The sequence below is a fragment of the Bifidobacterium jacchi genome, assembly GCF_009078285.1.
Classification (GTDB): domain Bacteria; phylum Actinomycetota; class Actinomycetes; order Actinomycetales; family Bifidobacteriaceae; genus Bifidobacterium; species Bifidobacterium jacchi.
The window spans coordinates 1-23,543 of record NZ_RQSP01000005.1 but is presented as its reverse complement, the minus strand read 5'-3'; the positions used below and the strand labels follow the sequence as shown (position 1 = coordinate 23,543).

14 protein-coding genes and 1 tRNA gene are annotated in these 23,543 nt (G+C 64.4%); 7 read left to right on the top strand and 8 right to left on the bottom strand.

Annotated elements, in window-relative coordinates; genetic code table 11:
- Nucleotides 1-334 precede the first annotated feature (334 nt).
- On the bottom strand, nucleotides 335-3,076 hold the full coding sequence (gene adhE / locus EHS19_RS02485) for a bifunctional acetaldehyde-CoA/alcohol dehydrogenase (RefSeq protein ID WP_151916232.1): 2,742 nt from the start codon (nucleotides 3,074-3,076) through the stop codon (nucleotides 335-337).
- A 372-nt stretch (nucleotides 3,077-3,448) separates the two neighbouring features.
- On the opposite strand from adhE, the gene EHS19_RS02480 reads away from it, so the two are divergent.
- Nucleotides 3,449-4,618, top strand: coding sequence for an ROK family transcriptional regulator (locus EHS19_RS02480; RefSeq protein ID WP_175578254.1), 1,170 nt, complete (start codon nucleotides 3,449-3,451; stop codon nucleotides 4,616-4,618).
- Between the two features lie 67 nt (nucleotides 4,619-4,685).
- Nucleotides 4,686-7,598 (top strand): glycogen debranching protein, encoded by a 2,913-nt coding sequence (locus tag EHS19_RS11705; protein WP_421745114.1) that lies wholly within the window; start codon nucleotides 4,686-4,688, stop codon nucleotides 7,596-7,598.
- A gap of 316 nt (nucleotides 7,599-7,914) precedes the next feature.
- On the opposite strand, the gene rpsI is transcribed toward EHS19_RS11705, so the two are convergent.
- From rpsI to dinB, 7 genes are all read right to left on the bottom strand, one after another.
- Nucleotides 7,915-8,406, bottom strand: coding sequence for a 30S ribosomal protein S9 (gene rpsI / locus EHS19_RS02460; protein ID WP_151916230.1), 492 nt, complete (start codon nucleotides 8,404-8,406; stop codon nucleotides 7,915-7,917).
- Nucleotides 8,407-8,426: 20 nt separating this feature from the next.
- The gene (gene rplM, locus EHS19_RS02455) at nucleotides 8,427-8,876 is read right to left on the bottom strand and encodes a 50S ribosomal protein L13 (protein WP_151916229.1); all 450 of its coding nucleotides are present in this window, start codon (nucleotides 8,874-8,876) and stop codon (nucleotides 8,427-8,429) included.
- Between the two features lie 365 nt (nucleotides 8,877-9,241).
- Nucleotides 9,242-11,413, bottom strand: coding sequence for a 4-alpha-glucanotransferase (gene malQ, locus EHS19_RS02450; RefSeq protein ID WP_151916228.1), 2,172 nt, complete (start codon nucleotides 11,411-11,413; stop codon nucleotides 9,242-9,244).
- A gap of 92 nt (nucleotides 11,414-11,505) precedes the next feature.
- Nucleotides 11,506-12,234: an AbrB family transcriptional regulator gene (locus tag EHS19_RS02445; protein WP_151916227.1), complete on the bottom strand. Its 729-nt coding sequence runs from the start codon at nucleotides 12,232-12,234 to the stop codon at nucleotides 11,506-11,508.
- A gap of 100 nt (nucleotides 12,235-12,334) precedes the next feature.
- Nucleotides 12,335-12,973, bottom strand: coding sequence for an IMPACT family protein (locus EHS19_RS02440; protein ID WP_151916293.1), 639 nt, complete (start codon nucleotides 12,971-12,973; stop codon nucleotides 12,335-12,337).
- A 104-nt stretch (nucleotides 12,974-13,077) separates the two neighbouring features.
- Entirely contained in the window at nucleotides 13,078-14,508 is a 1,431-nt protein-coding gene (locus EHS19_RS02435; RefSeq protein WP_151916226.1) for a CapA family protein, read from the bottom strand.
- A gap of 499 nt (nucleotides 14,509-15,007) precedes the next feature.
- Nucleotides 15,008-16,339, bottom strand: a complete 1,332-nt coding sequence (gene dinB / locus EHS19_RS02430; protein ID WP_151916225.1) for a DNA polymerase IV — start codon at nucleotides 16,337-16,339, stop codon at nucleotides 15,008-15,010.
- Between the two features lie 111 nt (nucleotides 16,340-16,450).
- On the opposite strand from dinB, the gene EHS19_RS02425 reads away from it, so the two are divergent.
- The 5 genes from EHS19_RS02425 to EHS19_RS02405 all read left to right on the top strand — a co-directional run bounded on the left by EHS19_RS02425 (nucleotide 16,451) and on the right by EHS19_RS02405 (nucleotide 22,842).
- Nucleotides 16,451-17,386 (top strand): EamA family transporter, encoded by a 936-nt coding sequence (locus tag EHS19_RS02425; protein ID WP_151916224.1) that lies wholly within the window; start codon nucleotides 16,451-16,453, stop codon nucleotides 17,384-17,386.
- A 309-nt stretch (nucleotides 17,387-17,695) separates the two neighbouring features.
- Nucleotides 17,696-17,783, top strand: a tRNA-Ser gene (locus tag EHS19_RS02420).
- 262 nt (nucleotides 17,784-18,045) lie between these two features.
- The gene (locus EHS19_RS02415) at nucleotides 18,046-19,512 is read left to right on the top strand and encodes a site-specific integrase (RefSeq protein WP_175578253.1); all 1,467 of its coding nucleotides are present in this window, start codon (nucleotides 18,046-18,048) and stop codon (nucleotides 19,510-19,512) included.
- 427 nt (nucleotides 19,513-19,939) lie between these two features.
- Nucleotides 19,940-20,149 (top strand): helix-turn-helix domain-containing protein, encoded by a 210-nt coding sequence (locus EHS19_RS02410; RefSeq protein WP_241677035.1) that lies wholly within the window; start codon nucleotides 19,940-19,942, stop codon nucleotides 20,147-20,149.
- Between the two features lie 107 nt (nucleotides 20,150-20,256).
- Nucleotides 20,257-22,842: a hypothetical protein gene (locus tag EHS19_RS02405; protein ID WP_151916222.1), complete on the top strand. Its 2,586-nt coding sequence runs from the start codon at nucleotides 20,257-20,259 to the stop codon at nucleotides 22,840-22,842.
- Nucleotides 22,843-23,543: the final 701 nt, after the last annotated feature.

Genomic DNA, 23,543 nt, shown 5'->3' with positions numbered 1-23,543 from the left:
AGCTCCCCTGACAAGGGGAGCCAACAATATAATCAACGAACTTCTGACGCAGGACACTAGTTCCATGGTTCTTCTTGGTCGATGAGCAACCCAACCCGATGAGCAACCCTACCCGAAAAGCGCCCTTCCCCTACCATCCCAACGGCTCAGCAACGAGCCACCACACAGATAACGACAGAAGCGCCCAATTATGAGAGACGGACCAATAGCATGATGCCGCCCTCCCGAGCTGGACAACTCGGGAAGGCGGCATCATGATCGGTGGCGGGCTGTGCAATCAGCTGCGCGCTATGACATCAATTCACTGTGAAGCGCCGCACTGCGCAGCGCCGCATCACAGGCGCTCGGAGGCCTCTTCAGTGGCGGCCGCGCCCTCACGCTCGACGCGAATCTTGTGACCTTCGGCCTGAGAGACGCCGTAGTAGGCGCCGACGGCGATGTCCTTCATGTCGTTGATCAGCGGGATGCGCGGGTTGGCCGGGGTGCACTGGTCCTCGTAGGCGCGCATGCCGTACTGGTCGAGGATGGACCAGAACAGATTCTCGTCGACACCGGCATCCTGGAAGGAGCGGTTCATGCCGAGCTTGTTGTCGCGGTAGTCCTCGACGGCCTTCGCCAGATTCTCGACGCCCTCGGCCGGGGTCTTGCCCGGATCGATGCCGAGGTTCTTCGCCAGCTGCTGGTATCGCTCCGGAGCCACATACTTGTTGTACTTCGGCCAGCTGGTCGGTTCCTCGGGGATCGATCCGTTGTAGCGGATCACGTACGGCAGCAGGATCGAGTTGGTGCGTCCGTGCGCCACATGCAGCAGCGCGCCGAGCGTGTGGGCCATGCCGTGGCACATGCCCAGAAACGCGGAGCCGAACGCCATGCCGGCCATCGTGGCGGCGTTGTGCATCTTCTCCTGCGCGTCGGTCTTGGCCAGACCGGGCTCGCCGTTGACGGACTCGGCGAGGTTGTCCCAGATCAGCTTGGCCGCGTGCAGCGCCATCGCGTCGGTGAAGTCGTTCGCATACACCGACACGTACGCCTCGAACGAGTGGGTCAGCGCATCAAAGCCGGCGTCGGATGCGAGCTTGCGCGGCTGGGTGCGGGCCAGAACCGGGTCCACGATCGCCACCGACGGGGTGAGCGCGTAGTCGGTGATCGGGTACTTGTATCCGGTCTTGTGGTCGGTGATCACGGCGAACGGCGTCACCTCGGAGCCGGTGCCCGACGAGGTCGGGATGCACACGAGCTTGGCCTTTTTACCCAGCGGCGGAATCTTGAACGCGCGCTTGCGGATGTCGAAGAACTTCTCGCGCACGTCGCCGAAGTGGATCTCCGGGTGCTCGTAGAGCAGCCACATGATCTTGGCCGCATCCATCGGGGAGCCGCCGCCGACCGCGATGATCGTGTCCGGCTCGAACTCCTCGCGCATCATTTCGGCGCCCTTCTCGACGGTCTCGACCGAGGGCTCCGGCTCGACGTAGTCGATGATGCGGAACGTGACGCGGTTGGAGCGGGCGCGCAGCTGGTCGATGACCTTGTCGACGACGCCGAGCTGCTCCATGACGCGATCGCACACGATCACGGCCTTCTCGATGCCGAACATGTCGCGCAGATATCGGATCGCGTTCGGCTCGAAGTAGGTCTTCGGCGGGATCTTGAACCACTGCATGTTGTTGTTCCTCCGAGCGATGCGCTTGATGTTGATGAGGTTGACCGCCTGCACGTTGCCGGAGACCGAGTTGCCGCCGTACGAGCCGCAGCCCAGGGTCAGCGACGGGGCGATCGCGTTGTAGATGTCGCCGATGCCGCCCAGCGAGCTCGGGGAGTTCCACACGATGCGGCATGCGTGCATCCGCTGGCCGTACTCACGCACCAGCGCCTGATCGTCGGTGTGGATGGCGGCGGTGTGGCCGGCGCCGTGGATGAGCATCTTCTCGCACATCTCGAAGCCCTGCTCCTTGGAATCGGAACGGAGCATGGCCTGCACCGGGGCGAGCTTCTCCATGGTCAGCGGCTCGTTCTCGCCGACCTCCTTGCATTCGGCGACGAGGATGGTGGCGTCCTCGGGAATCTCGAATCCGGCGGCATGGGCGATGTACTGCGGGGACTTGCCCGGCACCACCGAGTTGAGCTTCGGCGTCTGGCCGGAGTACGACGTGCAGCCGAACATGTACTGCTCCAGCTTGGCCTTCTCATCCGCGTTGACGAAGTACGCCTTGCGACGCTTGAGTTCGGCGACCAGCGGCGCGTAGACGGCCTTGTCGGCGATGATCGCCTGCTCGGTGGCGCAGATCATGCCGTAGTCGAAGTGCTTGGACAGCACCAGATCGTTGGCCACGCGGGCGATGTCGACGTTCGCGTCGACATAGGCGGGCGCATTGCCGGCGCCCACGCCGAGGGCCGGCTTGCCGGATGAATACGCGGCCTTGACCATGCCGGGGCCGCCGGTGGCGAGAATGGTCGCCACGCCGGGATGCTTCATCAGCGCGCCGGTCGCCTCGATCGACGGGTGCTCGATCCACTGGATGCAGTCGACGGGGGCGCCGGCTTCGATGGCCGCGTCGCGCACGATCCGCGCGGCCTCGACCGACGACTTCTGCGCGCCCGGGTGGAAGCCGAAGATGATCGGACAGCGGGTCTTCAGCGCGATCAGGGACTTGAAGATCGCGGTGGAGGTCGGGTTGGTGACCGGGGTCACGCCGGCGACCACACCGACCGGCTCGGCGATCTCGTCGATGCCCATCACGTCGTCCTCGCGGATGATGCCGACGGTCTTTTGCCCGGCCATGTAGTTGGTGACGTGCTCGCACGCGAAGATGTTCTTGGTGGCCTTGTCCTCCACCAGACCGCGGCCGGTCTCCTCGACGGCCATCTTCGCCAGCACCAGATGCTTGTTGAGCGCCGCGACCGACGCCTTGGCGACGATGTGGTCCACCTGCTTCTGGTCAAGCTCCTCGAACTTGTCCAGAGCCTTCAGCGCCTTGGCGACGAGCGCGTCGACCTCGGCCTCGGCGGCCGCTTTCTTGTCCTCCGGGCTTGGCTTGGTGGGAATGGCCGGGATGTCGGCCTTCGCTGCTTCTGCCATGCGATCCTCCTTGATGTGCCGCGCTCACTGTTGGGTTGCCGCGGCTTCGTGGTCGTCCTGTTTCGTCACGTCTCATCCGCCGCCGGCATGCAGCGGCTCGCGATCTGTGACCCGAGTCACAATGTACCGTATGGCAAGCCGGCACGCACCATAGCCGACAATGTGCGTTTCATGTTCGTTTTTGTTCGTTTTATGATATTCTGCGATCATTTTTCGCAATATTTTGAGCGAATACCATCGAAATGTTACATTTTGTTCGATTCAACCACGTTGTTCACAACACACCACACGCATCAGGCGAATCACTTCAGCAATGCCTTTTTGCTAAAGTCATAGAGTATGACCAACTTAAGCAAAATGGATTTATCAAACTTGGCACCCGGCCACCAAACCGACCAGCCACAGTCGCATCACGGCGATGCAGCAGCAGCCATCGCCAACCAGCTCTACGTCCACGGCCCGGCCAGCCGCCGAGAACTCGCCGAATCGCTTCAACTCAGCCTACCAACCGTCGACCGCGCGCTGCGCGAACTCATGCGACGCCAACTCATCGAACCAGGACCGTCCCGCCCATCCACCGGCGGCCGGCGCGCCTACGCCTACGCCTTCGCGAACTCGAACCACGTGGCGATCGGCATATCAGCCAACCGCGGATCGCTGCATATCCGAGCCGTGAACCTCGCCGGCGAGGTCAGCGATGCGATCGACCGCGTCATCCCCCAATACAGCGGCAATGCCTACTGGCAGCGCGTCGGCAACATCGTCAACGACTTCGCCGACGCCACCGAACGTCACGCCACGATCATCGCAACGGCGTGCGCGGCCCCCGGCATCCTCACGCCGGACGGCGGCATGGTCGAATTCGATCTCGCCACCGCATCGCCGGACGCGTCGCTGCGCACCCTCATCCAGACGCTGCACCGCCCCTGCACGCTCATTCGGCAGGCCGAAGCACGCGCCACCGCGCAATTGTGGGCCGATCGCACCATCGACGACGCGCTCTGCATCTATCTTGACCACATGGTCAGCGGAGCGGTCATCGTCGACGGCGCCGTCAACAGCGGACCGAACCGCTGCAACGGCACCATCGCGCATATGACGCTCGTGCCGGACGGTCTGGAATGCCGCTGCGGGCGACGCGGCTGCATGGACGCCTACTGCTCACCCACGACCCTGACCGAGGACGGCGAAAGCCTGCCCGGTTTCTTCAGCGTGCTCGAACAGGGCGAACCGAACCATCGTCGGCGGCTCGACGCATGGATGGACCATCTCGCGCAGGCCATCGCGGCCGCGCGATCGGTGATCTGCGGCGACGTGATACTCGGCGGCCAGATCGCGCAGTATCTCGACGACGCCGACATCGCCGACATCGCCAGACGCGTCCGCGAACGCATGCCGTTCGGCATGGACCGGTTCGCCGTCCACGCCGCGATGCCGGGCGACGAACAGGCGGCGATCGGTGCCGCCCAGTCATGCGTCGGCGCATACGTCGCCTCGCTGGGTCTCGATCCCGTCGCGCGATTCCATAGCGCGATTCCATAGCGCACTTGCATAGCGCACTGCCGCAATGCAACGCGCATGATCGACAGCCGGCGTCTACAATGGCCATATGAGAAACCCACCACTGCATCGTTACGCAACCCGCCCAGGACTCTACTTCACCGATGATGGCGGAGCGGATGCCGTGGTGCGCTCCGAAACCGCCGATCAGGTGTGGCTGTGCGTCTACGAGCCGGTGGAGCGTCCCAGCGCCTTCTACACCGAGACGGTCCGCATCTTCGACGACGCGCCGACGCCGTTCATCAACCAGATCCACGCCAATCCGGTATGCACGCGCATATTGGAAGACAAATACATGCGCGAGACGCTGTTTCGCATGGAAGGCCCCAACTACGGGCTGTGGTACGTGCATCTGCCCAGGGCATGGGACGGCATGGAATACGCCTACCGCGTGGACGGCGCATGGGACCCGACGCACGGCGTGCGCTTCAACCCGTACAAGCTGCTGCTCGACCCGTATGGCAAGGGCATCAAAGGCGCCATGCAGCTGACCGAAGCCGCGTTCTCCTACCAGTGCACCGTCGACAACGGCATGGTCAAAGGCAATGCGTTCGGGGCGATGAGCACCGTCGACGCGCTCGGCTCGATGCCCGTCTCCGTGGCGATCGACGACCGCGACCACGCCAAACATGAGGGAGAGCCGAACCACCCGCACATTCCGTGGAGCAAGACCGTGCTCTACGAGCTGCATGTCAAGGGATTCACCGCGAAGGCCCCCTGGCTGCCGCCGGAGCTGCGCGGCACCTACGCCGGGCTCGCCCACCCCACCACGCTGAGCTATCTGCAGAATCTCGGCGTCACCTCGATCGAGCTGCTGCCGATTCAGGCCAAGCAGGACGAACTGTTTCTCCAGCAGCGCGGCCGGTCGAACTATTGGGGCTATTCGACGCTCGGCTACTTCTCCCCCGAACCCTCGTACGCCACGGCTGCGGCACGCAAGGCCGGGGCGCGAGCCGTGCGCCAGGAGGTCATCGACATGGTGCGCGCCCTGCACGATGCCGGCTTCGAGGTCATCATGGACGTCGTCTACAACCACACCTGCGAAGGCGGTGTGGAAGGACCGACCGTATGCTGGCGAGGGCTTGACGCGATATCGTACTATCGTCGCCAATCCGGCAACATCGGCCGGTTGGAGGATACGACCGGCTGCGGCAACACCTTCGATTTCACCAATACGCATGTCGCCACGTTCGCCGTGGATTCGCTGCGGTACTGGGCCAAACGCATCGGCGTCGACGGATTCCGATTCGACCTCGGCGTCTCGCTGGCGCGGCTCGACGGCGAATTCACGCGGCATCATCCGTTCCTGTACGCATTGCGTTCCGATCTGCTGCTCGGCAATCTCAAACTGATCATGGAACCGTGGGATCTCGGCCCGCAGGGATGGCGAACCGGCCAGTTCGGGCTGCCATTCGCCGAATGGAACGACCGGTTCCGCGACGCGACGCGGCAGTTCTGGCTTGGCGACGTGGCCCAGCTGACCGCGATTCGCGGTGCGGCGGCAAGCAGGGCCGCCGGTTCCAACGCCGTCGGCGGCGCGGCCGGCGGCGTGGCTGACGGCGGCGTGGCTGACGGCGGCATCGATCCGGCTGGCGACGTAGCTGGCAGCACGGTAGCCGGTGCAGCGGTCGGCGGCGGCACTGCGGTCGGCGGCGGAAACGGCAACTTCGCCGGGGTCGGCATGCAGGAGATGGCGACCCGACTGTGCGGCTCCGCCGACTTCTACGCCACCGACCCGGGTCGCGGCAGCGCGGCATCGATCAACTACGTGGCCTGCCACGACGGATTCACCCTCACCGACCTGACCCGCTACGCGCGCAAGCACAACGAGGCCAACGGCGAGAACAACAACGACGGATCGAACGTCAACCATTCCGTGAACTTCGGTGTGGAAGGGCCGAGCGACGATCCGGTCATCAACCGCAATCGCGAACTGGCGGCAATGAACATGCTCGGCACGCTGCTGCTGTCGCTCGGCACGCCGATGATGCTCGCCGGCGACGAATGCTGCAACACGCAATACGGCAACAACAACGCCTATTGTCAGGACAACGATCTGACGTGGATGGACTGGGATTGGCTCTACGCCGATCATAAGACGCCGCAGATGCGCCGACTGGAGACGATCTCCCGGCTGATCTCCATCCGCAAGTCGCTCGACCTGTACCATCATGAGGAGTTTTTCACCCGGCTCACGCAGCTCGGCCTGTTCAAGCCGTCAAGCCGCGTGCAATGGTATCTGCCGGATGGCACGACGCCGATGGACCACAACTGGTTCGACCGCACGATCCGCGACTTCGTCATGCGGCTGCGCGGTGCCAACGAAGTGGACATCCTCATCGTCATCAACGGCGGATTGGACGATCGCATGTACCGGCTTCCCGCGGACAGCGAATGGCAGTGCGTCTGGAGTTCCGGCTGCTCGGTCGGGCTGCGGCCGCAGCGCGGAAAAGTCGTGGAGCATATCACCTCGCACTATACGACCGATCCGAACTGGACGACGCGCGTTCCGGCTGACAGCCCGATCGGCACGCTCATCCGGCAGATGCAGGGCGTAGCCGGTGCGTCGGATGCGACACGGGCAGATGCCGGCGAGGTGTTGGCGGATTCGGCGCGGAAAGACGCGGCGCAGATTGGCGCATCACAGATTGGCGCAGCGCAGAGGGGCAATGCGCCGTCAAACGAAGCGCGGATGGCAGAGTCAGAGTGGACGCAGGCGGCACGGACCGGCGAAATACCGGCCGCCGAAGCACGGACCGGTGAAGCAAACGACTCCGATCGTGATGGACACAGCGAAACCGGCGGAACTGGCGTCACTGACCCCAGCGTCGCCAGCCCAGATGCCACAAGTGCAGATGACCCAAGTGCCGCAGCAGCCGTCACCGAACCCAGCGAAGCCGCCGATCCCAACGTCTGGGCATTCCCGGGATGCACGATCAGCGTGATGAAGCAGATCCAGTGACAGCTCTGACATCACAGCATCAGTGGCAGATTTGCGTTGAGTTCGTAGAATCCTTGCGCTAAAGCAACGCGCTAAAGCAACGTCCCTCTCTCGTTCCTCTCTCATGTCCAACCATGGTGCCCCACCATCCAGCCCACGAAAACAGCAGAAGTCTCAACAACAACCAGCACCAACAGCACAAGCACAAAAACAAACAAAGGGTCTCCGCGAGAATAACGCGGAGACCCTTTGTTGAGTCTGTGGACACAATCGTGTCTCGTATGAGCCACAACGCCTGCCACAGCACGCTCGCGACATGGCGAGCAAGCGACAAACCTTAACGCTTCGAGAACTGCGGAGCGCGGCGAGCCTTGTGCAGACCGGCCTTCTTGCGCTCGACGACGCGGGCGTCACGGGTCAGCATGCCGGCCTTCTTCAGCGTGGCGCGGTTGGCGTCACGATCGATGGCGTTGAGCGCGCGGGCCACACCGAGACGGATGGCACCGGCCTGACCGGTGGTGCCGCCGCCGTCGACGAGGACGATGACGTCGAACTTGCCCTCAAGCTTGAGGAGCACAATCGGAGAGTTGACCTCACGCTGCAGCAGCTTGGAGGGGAAGTACTCCTCCAGCTCGCGACCGTTGATCTTCCACTTGCCGGTGCCCGGAATCAGACGAACACGAGCGACAGCTTCCTTACGACGACCGGTGCCGTAGCCCGGAGCGATCGTGGACGTGCCGGTGCCAGCGCCGGCGTTGGTCTCGGTGGAGTACTGGGTGAGCTCCTCTTCGGTTTCCTGAACCGTGGAGTCGTTGGTGTTTTCAGCCATGATTCTTATCTCCTTTCGGTTCACTTGGCCTGCTGCGAGATCTGCTTGATCTCGAAGGTCTGGGGCTTCTGAGGGGTGTGCGGGTGCTCGGCGCCGGCGAAGACGCGCAGACGCTTGAGCTGGACGGCAGCAAGACGGTTCTTGGGCAGCATGCCCTTGACCGCGGCCGTGATGATGCGCTCAGGCTTGTTCTGCAGCAGCTGAGCATAGGTGTCGCGACGCAGACCACCGGGACGGCCGGAGTGAGCGTACAGCTCCTTGCCGCTCTTGTCGCCGGTGAGGGCGATCTTGCCGGCGTTGATGACGATGACATAGTTGCCGGAATCCGCGTGAGGCGCGTAGGTCGGCTTGTTCTTGCCGCGCAGCAGGTTCGCGACCTGCGTGGCGAGACGGCCCAGCACCACGTCGGTGGCATCGACGATGTACCAGTCATGAGTCAGATCAGCTGGCTTCGGCGTGAAAGTTTTCACTGATGTACCTTTTCCTAATATTGTGTTCCGGGCTTCGGCTGCTCGGCGTGCGTGTAGGAAGCGCGCTGTCCGAGAAGCTTCAGACCTCATTATCCGTGGGCTCCCTGAAAGTCCTCGATGGCGAGTGGGAAAGCGCTTTGAAGGACCCCTTAGGGAAACACAACAATCGACAATTATAACGCGGGCCACGACATACGACACACGATCGGCACACGACCGGCACAAGTCCGACATCCCGCAATATGACAAACGGCCTTCCCGCCATGACCATGGTCAGTGACCATGCGTCAGCCAGCGTGAAGGCCGCAAGCAAACAGCCCAAAAACCGTACAGGCCAAACCGTACAGGCCCGGCGACCGGCGGACTCAGCCGTTCATGATGGCGGCGAGCTCGCGCACGTCGTCGCGGGCGAACAGGTCGTCCAGCGGCACGACATTGCCGTGCGCGTCCGCCAACGGAATACGCCAGTTCGGGTACTCGTTGTTGGTGCCGGGCTGGTTCTGCGCGCGCTTCTCGCCGACTGCATCGGTGATCGACGCGGCGAGCAGCTTGCACGGCGAGCCCTTGAGCGCACGGTAGAGCGCGATCACGATCTCATGCTCGTGACCTGCCGCATCGTCAAGCACTGATGCGTCAAGATATCCCTGATCGACGAGCATCGCCAGCATCGCCTTCTGCTCGTTGCGGGCGCCGCGCTCGAACTCCTCGGCCGAGCCGGACAGCAGCCCCAGCCGTTCACGCAGCTTGACATGCTCGAATTCGAAATATCCTGCCGCCGGCGGCAGATCGTGCGTGTTGACCGAGGCGAGCGCGTAGGGACGCCAATCGGACGGCGCGCGGAACCGGCCCTCGAACTGCTCGAACCATTCGACCGCGCATCCGAGAATGCCATGCGCCGACAGCGACTTGGACACGTAGGGCGGCACCACGCCGAGATCCTCGCCGACGACCACGCCACCCGCGCGCGACGCCTCAAGCGCGAGAATGCCGAGCATCACGTCGGAATCGTAGTGCACATACGTGCCCTCCTTGGCCGACTTGCCGCGCGGAATCCACCACAGGCGGAACAGACCGAGAATATGGTCGATGCGCACCGCGCCGGCCTGCGCGAACATGCCATGCACCATGTCGCGATAGGCGCGGTATCCGGTGTCGCGCAGCGCGATCGGGCTCAGCGGCGGCTGGCTCCAATCCTGACCCTGCTGGTTGAACATGTCCGGCGGGGCACCGACCGTGGCTCCCCTGGCGAAGCGCTCCGGATTCCACCACACCTCGGAGCCGAGCGGGTGGACGCCGACCGCCATGTCCGACATGATGCCGATGCGCATGCCGGCATTGCGAGCCGCGTGCTGCGCGTCGGTCAGCTGCTGCGACGCGATCCATTCGAGCCAGCGGTAGAAGTCGAGCGTGTCGGGATACTGGTTGCGCAGCGCGATGATCTGCGGCGAGTTCTTGTCGAGCGCCTGCTGCCAGTTGCCGGGCCGACCGTCCGGCGCGCCCCACTTGTCGTAGCACAGGCACCAGGTGGCGTATGCCTCAAGCTCCTCGCCGCATTCGCGCTTGTAGTCGTCGAACGCGGCCTGCCGCGCCTGGGAGCGGCCGGCCTTGAAGATGGTCCACAAGGCGCGCATCTTCATGCGCCACATCGAATCGCGGTCGATGATCTGCGCGTCGCCGTTGAGCGGCTCCACCTGCGCATGCAGATCCTTGATCTCGTGCGCGGTGTCGGGATCGAGCAGCGCGTACTCCTCGATCGCCTCGGGACGGATGTAGGTGAAGTTCACAAAGCGGCGCGACACCGGCAGATACGGCGACGGGGTGAGCGGCGCCACCGGTTCGGCGGCATGCACCGGGTTGATGAGCATGAAGTCGGCACCCGTGGCCGTCTTCGCGTTGACGAGCATGTTCCTGAGATCGACGTAGTCGCCGACGCCCCACGACTGCGTGGAGCGGATCGAATACAGCTGCGCCATCCACCCCCACAGATGGCCGTTCTTCATCGGGTCGAGCAGATCGATCTTGGCGGGGACGCTGATCAGCGTCGCGTCCTGCGTGCGCTCGCCCACGCGCACATGCAGCGTGTGATATCCCAGCGGCAGATCCGCGGGCAGCTCGACCGATGCGGTGGCGACGAAGCCGCCGTTGACCGCATACGCCTGCGAGCCGTCGCCCGGCCCGATGACCAGCGCGCCTTCGTAGGGCCGGCCGTCCTCCAGCGTGATGGACGCCGACGGCACCTTGAGAATGTCGGTGTTGACGAGCACCGAATCATCGTGCCCCTGGACGTGCAGCACCGTGGGCGGCACCAGCCGACCGTGGCGCTCGTCGAGGATGCGGCGGATCGACGCGGCGATCGCGTCGTCGCTGGACGCGTCGATGCCCAGCGCCTTGAGCACGGCCACCAGAACATCATCGTCGATCTCGTGATAGTCGTCGGACATGCCGATGTAGCTCGTGGCCACACCGACCAGACGCGCCAGCCTGATGAGCGGGCGGGCGAGGCGCTCAGCGGATTCGGTCTCAGTCTTCTCAGTCATACCTACAGTGTAGAACGCCGGTATGTACGTCCGGCATGGCAAAACGCCGAAAAACGACGCACGACACACCGTAGTTCACGCGCAATTCGCATTCAGTTCCTCGATTTCGCCGCCTTGGCGACCTCCGCGGACGGATCGTCTCGCAATCTGGACAACGTTTCGGCATCGACGTTCGGATTGAGCGCCACCGCCCGGCGCACCATCGAAGCGAGAATCGCGGGCGCATCAGGCTCGCTGTCGATGCCCAGATGGGACAGAAACTCAAGCGTCTGCGCGTCGGCGGTCGGGTCCTGCGCACCTTCGAGACGCATCTTCCAGGACGTGCGACGATTGCGCAGCGCGGCGTCGCGCACCTCGGGCACGGCATCCTTGGTCAGGCGACCCACCAGCCAGTTCTTGTCGTCGCCGTTCATCGCGACCGCCTGACGCACCTCGGCGGACGGATCGGCCGACAGCTTGACCAGAATGTTCGGGAACGGCATCGTCTGCGCAAGAAACAGCCGATCGGCCTCGGGCGTGCAGGGATTGCCGGCGACCGCCTCCAGCAGTGCGGTCGCGCGCGAGAACGCCGCCTGATCCGATCGGTCCGGCAGCGGACGGCGGGCGAATTCGGACAGTTCGGCGCTGTCGGTGGAGTGCCGCAGCCGCTCATAGGTCGCGGTCAGCGGCTCGAAATCCGGCGCCGGCTGCGTACTGCCCGACTGCGCTGCCGACTGCGTACTGCCCGACCGCGGCACCGGCTGCGCCGCGGATTGCGGGGTCGGCTGCGCCGCGGTCTGCGCCGCCTGCTGTTCGGAGGACTGTGCTGCTTGATCGGTCATGGATACCAGCTTAGCGTCCGACACACGCCGCAGCGACACCCATCACAGCAACCCATCACATCAACCCAGCCCGTCAGCCCTGCCTGACCGCCACGACCCGTCACAGCACGACCGGCCGGTTCACCACATCGATGCGCTCAGGCACGACGGCCGCATTGAACGTCTCGCGCACACGCGCCTCGAATCCGCCCGACTCCCCCTGCGGCACGATCGCCTGCAACGACACGCGATCGGTGTAGACCTCATCGGCGCAGCCACCGCCGCAATCGGCAAGCAGCCGCTGGAACTGCGCCAGACGCGGATAATCCAACGTCACCGCATACCGCACGCACGGCACGATGCGCGCCAGCGAAGCCGCCTTGACCGCAATCGACGCACCGGTCGAATACGCGCGGATCAGTCCGCCGGAACCAAGCAGAATCCCACCGAAATACCGAGTGACCGTCACCACGCAATCCACCAGCGAATTCTGCCGCAGCACATCGAGAATCGGCTTGCCTGCCGTGCCCGACGGTTCGCCGTCGTCGCTCATGCGCTCGCTGACGCCGCCGCCGGAGCCGCTGAAAATCGCCGCATAGGCGACATGCCGCGACTTGGGATGCATGTCGCGAATCCGCTCGACGAACGCGAGCGCCTCCTCGGGCGTCGTCGCATGGCATGCGTCGCCGATGAACTCCGACTTCTTCTCCACGAAGGAGTCGTGCGCGGGCGCGCTCGGCGCATTCATCACCGTGGCCAGCTCGCGCGCCGACGCCGAAGCGTCCGGCGTCTGCTGCGCTGCCTGGGATTGCTGGGATTGCTGAGTCTGCGATTGCCGGGATTGCGATTGCCGCGTGGCTGCACTCATGATTCGTCGGTGGTCCTTGCATTGTCAGTATTCGATGATTCGTCGGTGATCCGCCATTCGCGCACGATCTTCGGATCGGCACCCATCGAAAACAGCACGTCATGGATGCGCTGACGCACCTGCGCATCCTGCGCCTCGTCCCAGCACGCTCCATCGGGATGATCGGATGCGAGCGGACACCAGCGATACTGTCCCTGCCGCACATTCGCCGTGGGCAGCCAGTCGATGCGACTGACCCGCCACGAACCGGGCCGCCCCTTGCGACCGGCGAACTGGATGCGCGCGGTGACGCCTTGGTTTTGGATGATCGTCTGCGCGGTGTTCGCCGACTCGGTGACCGCGTTGCCCAATCCGTAGATGATCCAGGTGCCGTTGTAGTGCTCGATCGGCTGCGCGGTGTGCGAGCCGGTGCCGAAGATCAGGTCGAACTCGCCGGTGTCGGCGAGCGCATGCGCCTCGGCCACCTGCCATGAGTCGGCGTAGTCGATGTATTCGACGACCGAATGCATGGTGATCGCAACCACGTCCGCGCCCTGTTCGCGGGCCTTGCGCGCCTTGGCGACGGCCCGGTCGATGTCGGCCTGATGCTGCGGGTCGCTTTCGTCGCGCAGCCGGTCCACCTGCCAGTCCTCGTCGGAGCTCATGCCGTTGAGCGAGACGGTGCCGGCGAGCAGACCGAGTTTGCCGCCGCCGGTGGGAGAATCGAGGACCAGCGGCTTCAAGGATTCGGCCTCGGTCTTGTACGAGCCGGTCTGCTGGATGCCGTCCGCCTCAAGCGTGTCCCACAGGCGCGCGATACCTTCGGCGCCCTGATCCCAGGAATGGTTGGTGGCGTGCGTGCAGGCGTTGTATCCGGCGTATGCGGCGCCGTCCGCCACCTCGGGGGGAATGTTGAAGATCGGATACGCGGCATACGGGCCGCCACGCTGCGCGACCGGCGTCTCGAAGTTGCATACCGACAGATCCGAGGCGTTGATGTAGCGGCGCATCGGCTCGAACAGCGGGCGGAAATCGAACGCGGTGCCGTCGGTTGCGTTGATGTCGCTGCCGGCGAACTGGCTCCACAGCCCCTCGTGGATGAGCAGGTCGCCGTTGACGAGCAGGGCGATGCAGTCGATGTCGGGGCAGTCGGGCGAGTTGCCGTGATGTTCGGTCACCGGCTTGGGAGCCGTCTTGCGATTGTCAAGCGAAGGATGCTGACTGTCGGCTTGCGCGCCGGACTGCGCGCTTGCAGGGTTGGCCGTGGCACCGGGACGCGACGGATTGCGCAGCGCGATCGCGCCGGCCACGATCAGCGCCACGACAAGGAGCGCTACGAGCGCCGGCAGCAGCCAGGCCGTGCGGCGGCGGCGCGTCGGTGACTCAGGCGAATGAATATCGCCGTGGTCGAATCCATGGTGCTCATCGTGTTCGGCATCGCGTGCCATGATCGACTCCTTACCTGCTCTGCCGCCTTGGTCAAGCGTCGCCTTCGAGCCGGCCTTGCGCTCGCACATGGCAACGACTATCAACGACTATCAACGATTGTCACAGGACGTCACGTCATCGGCGCGCCTTAGTGCAACGCGCTGCGGCGAGCTGACGTGCACACCGGTTCCGCAGCGATTCCACACCGGTCCCATACCGATTCCGCACTGCCGCACGACGCTGCACAACGTTGCACGACACCGCACGACACGCCTGATTTCCCAATTACGTTAACGCTCTCATTAACCTGGATGCCATTTCATCGGCACATTCACCATTATCATTGATGCTCGGAGGCGGCGGACAATGGCGTACCTCCGGCTCCACTTACTCTGGCGTGTGAGTCGCGCGGCTTGCCCCGTGGCATGCGACCGAATCCGCATCCATTCCGGCGATCCTCGCTACGACTGCCCACCCCGCGTATCCACACTATGCGAATCCACACCCTGCGAATCCAAACTACGCGCCCAGACTCGCCGCCTTGTGCCCGAACCGCCGCCGCACCGCATCAAGCGCCGCCTCAGCGCTGCGCATCCGCTCCGAAGACGTACGGGAGTCGGCGCTGTCGCTCTCCTCAAGCAGATCGTCCATCGTCGGCTGCACCGCCGTGGCACCGGCCTCGCACAGTCCGCTCACGCTCATCCCAGCCAAGCGGATGATCTTGGGCAGCGGCGCATCGCCAGCATCAGCATCGACACCAGCCGCACCGCCACGCGCACCGGAACCACACGCGCCGGAACCACACGAATCAGCCAGCCCCAGCATCACATGCAGCACCGCCAGCGACTGCCGATACAGCACCGCAGCGGAATCGGTCGGCCGCTCCAACGTATGCGAACTGGTCCGATAACTCAGGTCGGCGAACCGCAGCTTGACCGTGACCGTGCGGGCAAGAAAACCGCGTCGCCGAAGCGTTCCCGCCACCTCGTCGCACGCCGACCGCAGCAGCCCGTACACTACACGCCGATCGGTCGTGTCATTGAGCAGCGTCTCCTCGGAACCGATCGACTTCTCCACACGAACCGGCGCGACCGGGCGATCATCCAGCCCACGCGCCGCCATCCACAATCCGTGCGCAAGCGTCGCCGAACCACACGCGCGAGTCAGCGACTCCTCGCTCATCGCCGCCAACGCGGCCACATCATTCACACCCCACGCCATCAGCCGCCGCTCCAGCGACGGACCGATGCCCGGCACGCCGCGCAACGGCATCATCTGCACGAACTCCGCCTGCCGCGCGCGCGGAATCAGCAGCATGCCATCCGGCTTCGCGTTGGTGGACGCCATCTTCGCGACCAGCTTGTTCGACGCGATGCCCACCGAACAGGTCACGTGGAACCGCGACGCCACCTCGCGCCGAATCCACGCGCCGATCGCGCTCGGCCTGCCCCACGCGAGCAGCGCGCCCGACACGTCCATATACCCCTCATCCACCGACACCTTCTCGAAACGATCGGTGACGCGCAGAAACACCTCGGTGAAAATCCGGTGCGACATCATGCGATAGTAGGCCATGTCAACCGGCAGAAACACGCCATTGGGGCACAACTGCCGCGCTCTGGCGCTCGCCATCGCCGACCGCACGCCATACGCGCGCGCCTCGTAGCTGGCGGCGGACACCACCGAACGCGGACCGGTGCCGATGATGACCGGCCGCCCCTTGAGTTCGGGATGCCGCGCGATCTCCAGCGACGCATAGAAGGCATCCATGTCGATGTGCAGCACCGTGCATCCGGTCTCGTCATGACCCCAGTCGCGGTTTGCCGCGGCGATTCTCGGTGCGTTGCTCATGGCTCCATCGTAGCCGCCGCCGTAGCCGCATCGTGGCGCATCCGCGTCAGCGGCGCGCCCGGGCAAGACACCGATATGGGCAGCACTACGGGCGGTGCTAGCGTTGGCAGAATGAAGAGGGCCGTCATCGCATTGCTCAACCGCGGTCCCGTGTTTCTTATCGTCGCCGGGGAGGCGGTATTCATGTATGCCGCCACACTGGTCGCCAAGCTTGCGTTCACCCAGCTCGACCCACTGTATGCGGTGTGGTATCGCGTGGGATTCACCTCGCTGCTGCTGCTCGCATGGCGTCGCCCGTGGCGGCCGGAGCGGCGTCGGGGGCTGCCGCGCAACGTTCGCGATTGGGCGGTGGTGGCCGCATGCGGCATTTCGATCATGCTGATGAACTCCATGTTCTATGTGGCAATCAGCAACATGAACGTTGGCATCGCGGTCGCGATCGAATTCATCGGTCCGCTGTCGGTCGCGGTGATCGCCGGGCGGTCGTGGCGTGAACGGGTCGGCATCGGCGTTGCGGCCGCCGGCGTGGCGCTGCTGGCCGGCATGTCGCTGACGCAGCCGAGCGGCGATCGGTTCCTGATCGGTCTGATCGCGATTCTCATCGGCGGCTCGATGTGGGGCGTCTACATCGTGATGGGCCGGCTTGTGGCGGCGCGCGGCAATTCGCTGGACAACCTCAGCGTCGGCATGCTGATCGGCTGGCTGCTGCAATCGCTGGTGCTGGCCGTTCCTGCGGTGCGCCACACCGTGCATCCCAAGGCCGACGCGACGTGGGCGGTCGGTCCGCGCGGCGCCGCACTGCTGGTCGGCGTGCTGCTGGTGGTGGCGGTGTGCGCTTCGTTCATGCCGTATGTGATCGATCAGATCGTGATGCGACGCACCACGTCGGGCGCGTTTTCGGTGATGCAGTCGATTAATCCGGCGGTTGCGGTGTTCATCGGGCTGCTGTTCGGCGAGATTCCGACCGTATGGGATGTGATCGGCGTGGGATTGGTGATCGCGGCGGTGATCATCACGTTCACCGGGGACACGAATCCCGCGAAGTGAGCGGCTGGCGGACGCTGTGCGATGGCTCGGGTACGGTGGTACCGTGTTGCGATGCGATGCGGCGCGGTGTGCGGCGGTATTGCGCCGCGGCGGGACGCGGCGAGGCGACAGTGTTGCGATGCAGTGGGACGACGTGCGCATGCGCGTAGCGCAGCGCAGTGCTACGCGATGCGATGCTACGCGATGGACTGACACGTCGGAGTGGCACGCTGCGAAGGGACGGCACAGTGCTGCATGGATGGCGTGCCGGCGTGTTGCATCGTCGCGGGTGTGATGCTAGACTGTCCATCTGTTGCGCGAATGCAACATGGAGACATGCCTGAGTGGCCGATAGGGGCACCCTGCTAAGGTGTTAGTCGCGTTTAGCGGCTCGAGGGTTCGAATCCCTCTGTCTCCGCTGCCAAGGGATTCACGGGTTGTCGTGAATCCCTTTTTTCATGCCGAAAACGGCGGTGTTCCAACGTTTTCAAGCAGTACGGCGCTCGCCGGCCATCTGCGCGAGGGTGCGTTGCGGCGCGTTTTTATGGGTGTGACAGGTGGTAAACAGAGTGGTAACAGAACAGGGGCAGGCCCTGTTTTCCACTCAGGCGAGGTGCATGGTTATGGGGCGTCCGCGAAGACGGCAGCGCGCGAGCGAAGGCAAGCGCACCGAGAAGCGCGTGAAGCGCGGGGCCAAGGTCTACACGTATATCGAATACTCGTTCGTGACGCCATTGTGGGCGTTCGAGCGCTGGCCGGATTCAAGATTGCCCGAACGCACCACCAAGACGTTCCCGAAAGAACGGGCGTTCGACGGTGAGGCGTGGTTAACCGAGAGCCTGAAGGCGGTACATGCCGGGACATGGATACCGGAGAAGCTGCGCAAGGAGAAGGCCGCACGCGATTCAATCACGTTCCGTGAATACGCGACGCGATGGGTGGAGAACCGGAAGAAGCCGGACGGCACCGACTTGAAGGAGACCGCGAGGCAGAAGTATCGAGAATCGCTGGAATTGTACTTGCTGCCGTTTTTCGGGGATATGCCCATGACCGCCATCACCCCGAGGGACGTGCAGCGGTGGTATGACGAGTTCCGCCCGGTGCGGCTCGACGCTGATATTGAGAACCGACGGGCGCACGTATACAGGCACCTCGCCACGCTGATGAAAAGCGCCGCCGAGGAGCCGTTAGACAACGGGGGGCGCACGCTGATACCGGTGTCGCCGTGCCGGCTCAGGGTAGGCAAGCCGGACGTGAAGCACGTACCGGTGCGCCCCACTCGAGAACAGCTGGACGCGTTACTGACCGTGCTGCCGGATTGGGTGCGGCTCGTGGTGCTGCTGTGCGACGGGGCGGGACTGCGAGAGAGTGAGGCGCTGGGGCTGCGTCGCCGACATATCGACCTGAAGGGCCTGAAGATTCACGTATGCGAGCAGGTGCAGCGTGTGAAGAGCCAGAAGACAGACGGCTATGAGACCGTCATTACCACGCCGAAAACGAAATCATCGATAGCCACTGTGGCGATGTCACCGCAGCTCGCGGGGAGCATCGCAGAGTGGATTGAGCAGGAGAAGATAACCGCCCCTGACGCGCATCTGTTCGTGTCCGCTCGCACAGGTGAGGTGCGTTACGGGCAGCTCTACCGAAACGAGTTCGCCAAGGCGCGTAAGAAGGTGGCTGGACTCGAGACCATGCGCCCCCATGACCTCCGCAAGGACTGCCTATCACTGATGCTGGAGAACAAGGCGACAGTTGCGGAGGTCATGCGCCAAGGGCGGCACACGACAATGGCCGTCGCGTCTCGATACCAAGTAACCGACGAGCAGCATCTATCCGAGGTCATGGCCCGCATGGACGAACGCGGCGCACGCAAGCCGGCGAGCGCCCGCAACGCCGTCCCCGCGTCCGTTTCACCCGAGGGGGCGACGCCCGGTGAACCATCCCCGGCGTCGGGAGAGCGCGCGGCGGCAGGCGCGGACGACTCCGAGCTGAAGGCGCTCGCAGACATGCTTGCGGGCATGGATGCCGCCGACCGTGTGGCGGTGCTCAGGCCGTTGCCTGTGGAGCGGCGCGTGAAGGCGCTGGAGCTGCTGCCGGTGCCGGTGAGGGTGGAGACCATGACCGAACTGCTGAAAGGGGTGGAATGATGATGGCCGCGACACGCCGAAGACATGGTTTTTCAGGTGTATTTCTCACAGTTCGACACGTGTTAGCCTGTTTCTCACTCACGTTTCCCCCTTTATCACCCTTTATCACCCGTTGTCACCCGTTATCACAATTCGTTCAAAGTTCCCAGTCGAAACGAACATGGAAAAATGTGCGTTCCGGCATGACGCTGTTGCGGGAGCGCTGCTACCGAGTTGATAGCACGCGGCGATACGCTAATCTAATCCATGTACCCGCGCCACCGCGCCACACTACGCGGCAGTAGGGCATAACCGAAAAATGTGAACGCCCCGGAGGTACCAGCTCCGAGGCGTTCCGACCCCTTGCACAGCGCGCAAGCGCGATGCGCATTTGCCATGTAATTGTCACATGCACAAGCGTGTGCATGTGACGGAATGGGAGTCAATTGTGAATACTAGTTCACCCACCATCCCCGCCGCCAATCACGGCACGTCGCGAAGCCGTCTCGAGTCGCTGAAAACCGCCACCGAGTCCCTTGGATTCAAGGACGAGCGCGTAACCATGCGCCTTGTGCGAGAAGGCAAACTCAAGGCCGTCATGGTAGGCCGACGCGTCATGATTACCACCAAGAGCCTTGACGCCTTTGCGGGGGTCTGACCCGCCATGAACGCCATGAACATGCACCCCGAAGCCGACGACGGCGCGGGGAATCCCCCTCACACCCCCATGCCGCCCATCTACCGTGCCATGCATGGAGGCGAGCTATGAGCGCCCCCACATCGATTGAACGTGTTCTTGACGCGGCCCGCGCTCGCGGGCTGAAGGTCAGGCAGCTGCACGCGGACGACTACATGATGCAATGCCCCGTGCATGAGCCTGACGGCAATCCGAGCGTTCATGTGACCTACCGGCCCGGCGAAGCCTGTACCGTGGTATGCGACCAGCACGACGCCACGAATAGGCATCTGACGCTGGAGATTCTTCAGGCGCTGAAACTGGACTGGCCCGACCTGTACGACAATCCCCGCAGCCGAGACGCGGCCCGCAAGGCGTACTCGCGTCTATGGCCCCGGCTCGACCGTGGGGAACGGCGGGCGCTCGCCGGCACCCCCGAGGGGAAGGCCGTGGAAGCCGCGCCGTTCACTCTGCCGACCGCCTATGTGCCGGACGCGAAGCGTGGCACGCTCTCCGAGGCGTTCCGCACAACATGCGCCCGGTTGGGCGTGAACCCCGCCTATGGGCCACTCAGGGCCGTGTGCCCCGTGTGCGGCGAAGCCGACGCGCTGCGCATCCTGTACGCGCCGTTGCAGCAAGCGACGTTGTTCCACTGCCGTTCGTGCGGCGGGAACGCGGATTACGCGGCCCGGCTCGCGAGCGCCTTGCAGCTCGACGCGGCGTGCGTGGTGTCGAATGGCATGGAGGTCATGGCCTACGACGAGGTGCGAGGCGTGGTCTACGAGTACGCGGACGGTTTGCGTGTGTCGCGCTCGCCGGCGAAACAGATCAGGCAGCACGGCACCACGAGGGGCCGACACCCGTTGTGGCTCGCCGAGCAGGTGGCCGAGTATGCGAGGGCCGGTAGTCCGGTGTTCGTGGTGGAGGGCGAGAAGGACGCGGCCTCATTGTGGGCGTGCGGGTACGCGGCCACCACGGCGGCGGGCGGCGGCGGCAACCTCGCGCGCACGCTCGACCCCGCGAGCGTCCGGGCGGTATTGTCCGGCGCGACGGTGGTTGCCGTAGTGGACAGGGACGAGACCGGCTGCAAGTGGCGCTCGCAGGTGGCCGCGCTGCTGCATCCTGCAGTGAGGTCGCTCACGTTCGTGCAGGCGACCGGCACGGCGCATGATACGACGGACGCGATCATGGCGAACACGCCGGGCGAATGGTTCGAGCTGCTGCCGGCAGTCAGGACGGTGCCGCCGGCGAGCGCCGCGCCTGTTGCGGATATCCCCGACGAGGATGCCGACAACGACGGTATGGACGTTGAGCGGTTTGAGCGTTTTTGGCTTGAGGCCCCGTATCTGACGCGTATCCGGGACGCGGCTAGGCAGTCGTTGGCGGCCCCGTGGGGCGTGTTCATGGCCCTGTTGGCGCGTGTCGCTACGGTGCTCCCGCCGCATGTGGTGGTGCCGGCGTTCGTGGGCGCGGCCCCCGCGTCGTTGAATGTGTTCGTGGCGTTGGTGGGGCCGAGCGGCAAGGGTAAGGGGGCGTGTGAGAGCGTCGCGGGCGCGCTGCTGCCTGATATCCGCGATGCCGTGACCTCGCAGCCCGGCAGCGGCGAGGGCCTTGTAACGATGTTCTGCGAGCGAGTGGCCGACGAGAGCGGCGGCGGGGACGGCGATGGGCCGCGCACCATACTGCACTGCACGAATCGTCGCGCCCTGTTGTCGGTGCCCGAGGTGAGCACGTTGGGCGCTGTCATGGGGCGGCAGGGTTCGACGTTGGCGGGCGAACTCACGAAGGCGTGGAGCGGCGAGCCGTTGGGCAGTCGCACCAAGTACGCGGCGGGCACGTTCCGCGCGCCGCGATACGGGTACCGTCTGTGCCTGATTACGGGCGTGCAGGAGGGCAACGCGGGTGTGCTGTTCAACGAGGCCGATACCGGGTTGCCGCAGCGGTTCCTGTGGGCCGGCACACAGGACGACGAACGCCACGCCATCGATTACGAACAGTGGGGGCCGGGCGGTGTCATGCCGTTGGCGGACGCGTCGCGTTTCCCCGAAGACCTCCGTTCTATTCAGTCGCTCTACCGGCAGGGGGACCGGTGGGACATGATCGGCCACGGCGACGGCTACCCGCTGACTCAGGTTCGATACCCCGAAGCGGCGCGACGCGACACGTTCGAGGAACGGCGACGCAATCTCGTGGGGCAGGCCGGTGACAGTCTCGACGCTCACGGCAACCTCGTGCGGCTCAAGGTGGCCGCGCTGCTGCCGTGGCTCGACCCTGACCGGGCCGCCCCTCTGACCGTGACGGATGACGATTGGCGACTGTCCGGCGAGGTGCTGGCATACTCGCAGGCGGTGCGCCGCCGTTGCATGGAGGCCGAACGCGCCCGCCGTGTGGAGACCGCCGCCGATTACGCGCGACTGAAGAAGGCCGCGAGCCGCGAGGCCGAGGACGAGCAGGACGAATTGCGCGAGAGGACGGCAGACCGCGTGCGCAGGTTCCTTGCGAAGCACCCCGGCGAGTCGTTCGCGGCGCGCGATATCCGTAACGCCCACATCACCGCGTCATTGAAACCGTATGTGTACGAGGCACTGGAGGCGATGGAACGGGAGAAGCCGCCGCGCGTGGAATGCGTGGAAGAAGCCGCATTGCCCGGCGCGTCGAAATGGAGGGCTGTGTAGCACGATAGCCCCCGTATACGCGTATACGTGTATACGCAAGGCGGCAGTAGGGCTAAGCGGCTGTATACGCACTGTATACGTGTATACACGGACGTATCCGGGACGCAAAACGGACACGTCCGCGTATACACGTATACAATCGCGTATACACCCGGAACCCTTGGAAACATTGACGTATACACGTATACGCGTATACACGGCAAAAACAGGAACCACGACAGACCACACACAGGCCACGGAACGAAGCACCCGCGAAGCAGAATCCAAGCACCACGAAGCACCCACGAAGCACCGGCGAAGCAGACGTGAAGCAGAATGAAGCAGAATGAAGCAGAATGAAGCACCCGGCAAGCAACGCCGCCCACACCGTCACAGCGTGACATGGCGTGTGTCACGCTGTGACGCTGCACATGTCACAACAGCGTCACGACGTGACATGCACAATGTCACAGCGCAGCCGGTGGGAGGGGACTCCCCGGCGCAGCCGGTGGAACCGCCGGATAGCACTTCAGGTCATACATACGCCGTGGAATCCTGTTTTGAGGCGGGCACGGCCCGTTCTACCGCATGTCACGAAAACCCGCAAACCTTGCAGCAACGGGCGCTCGCGGCAGTCAGCGAGCGCCCGTGACGAAAAACACGACAAGGGGGTGGGGGGTGACCCCACAGGCACCCGAGGAACACCGCCGGTGAGGCGGCTC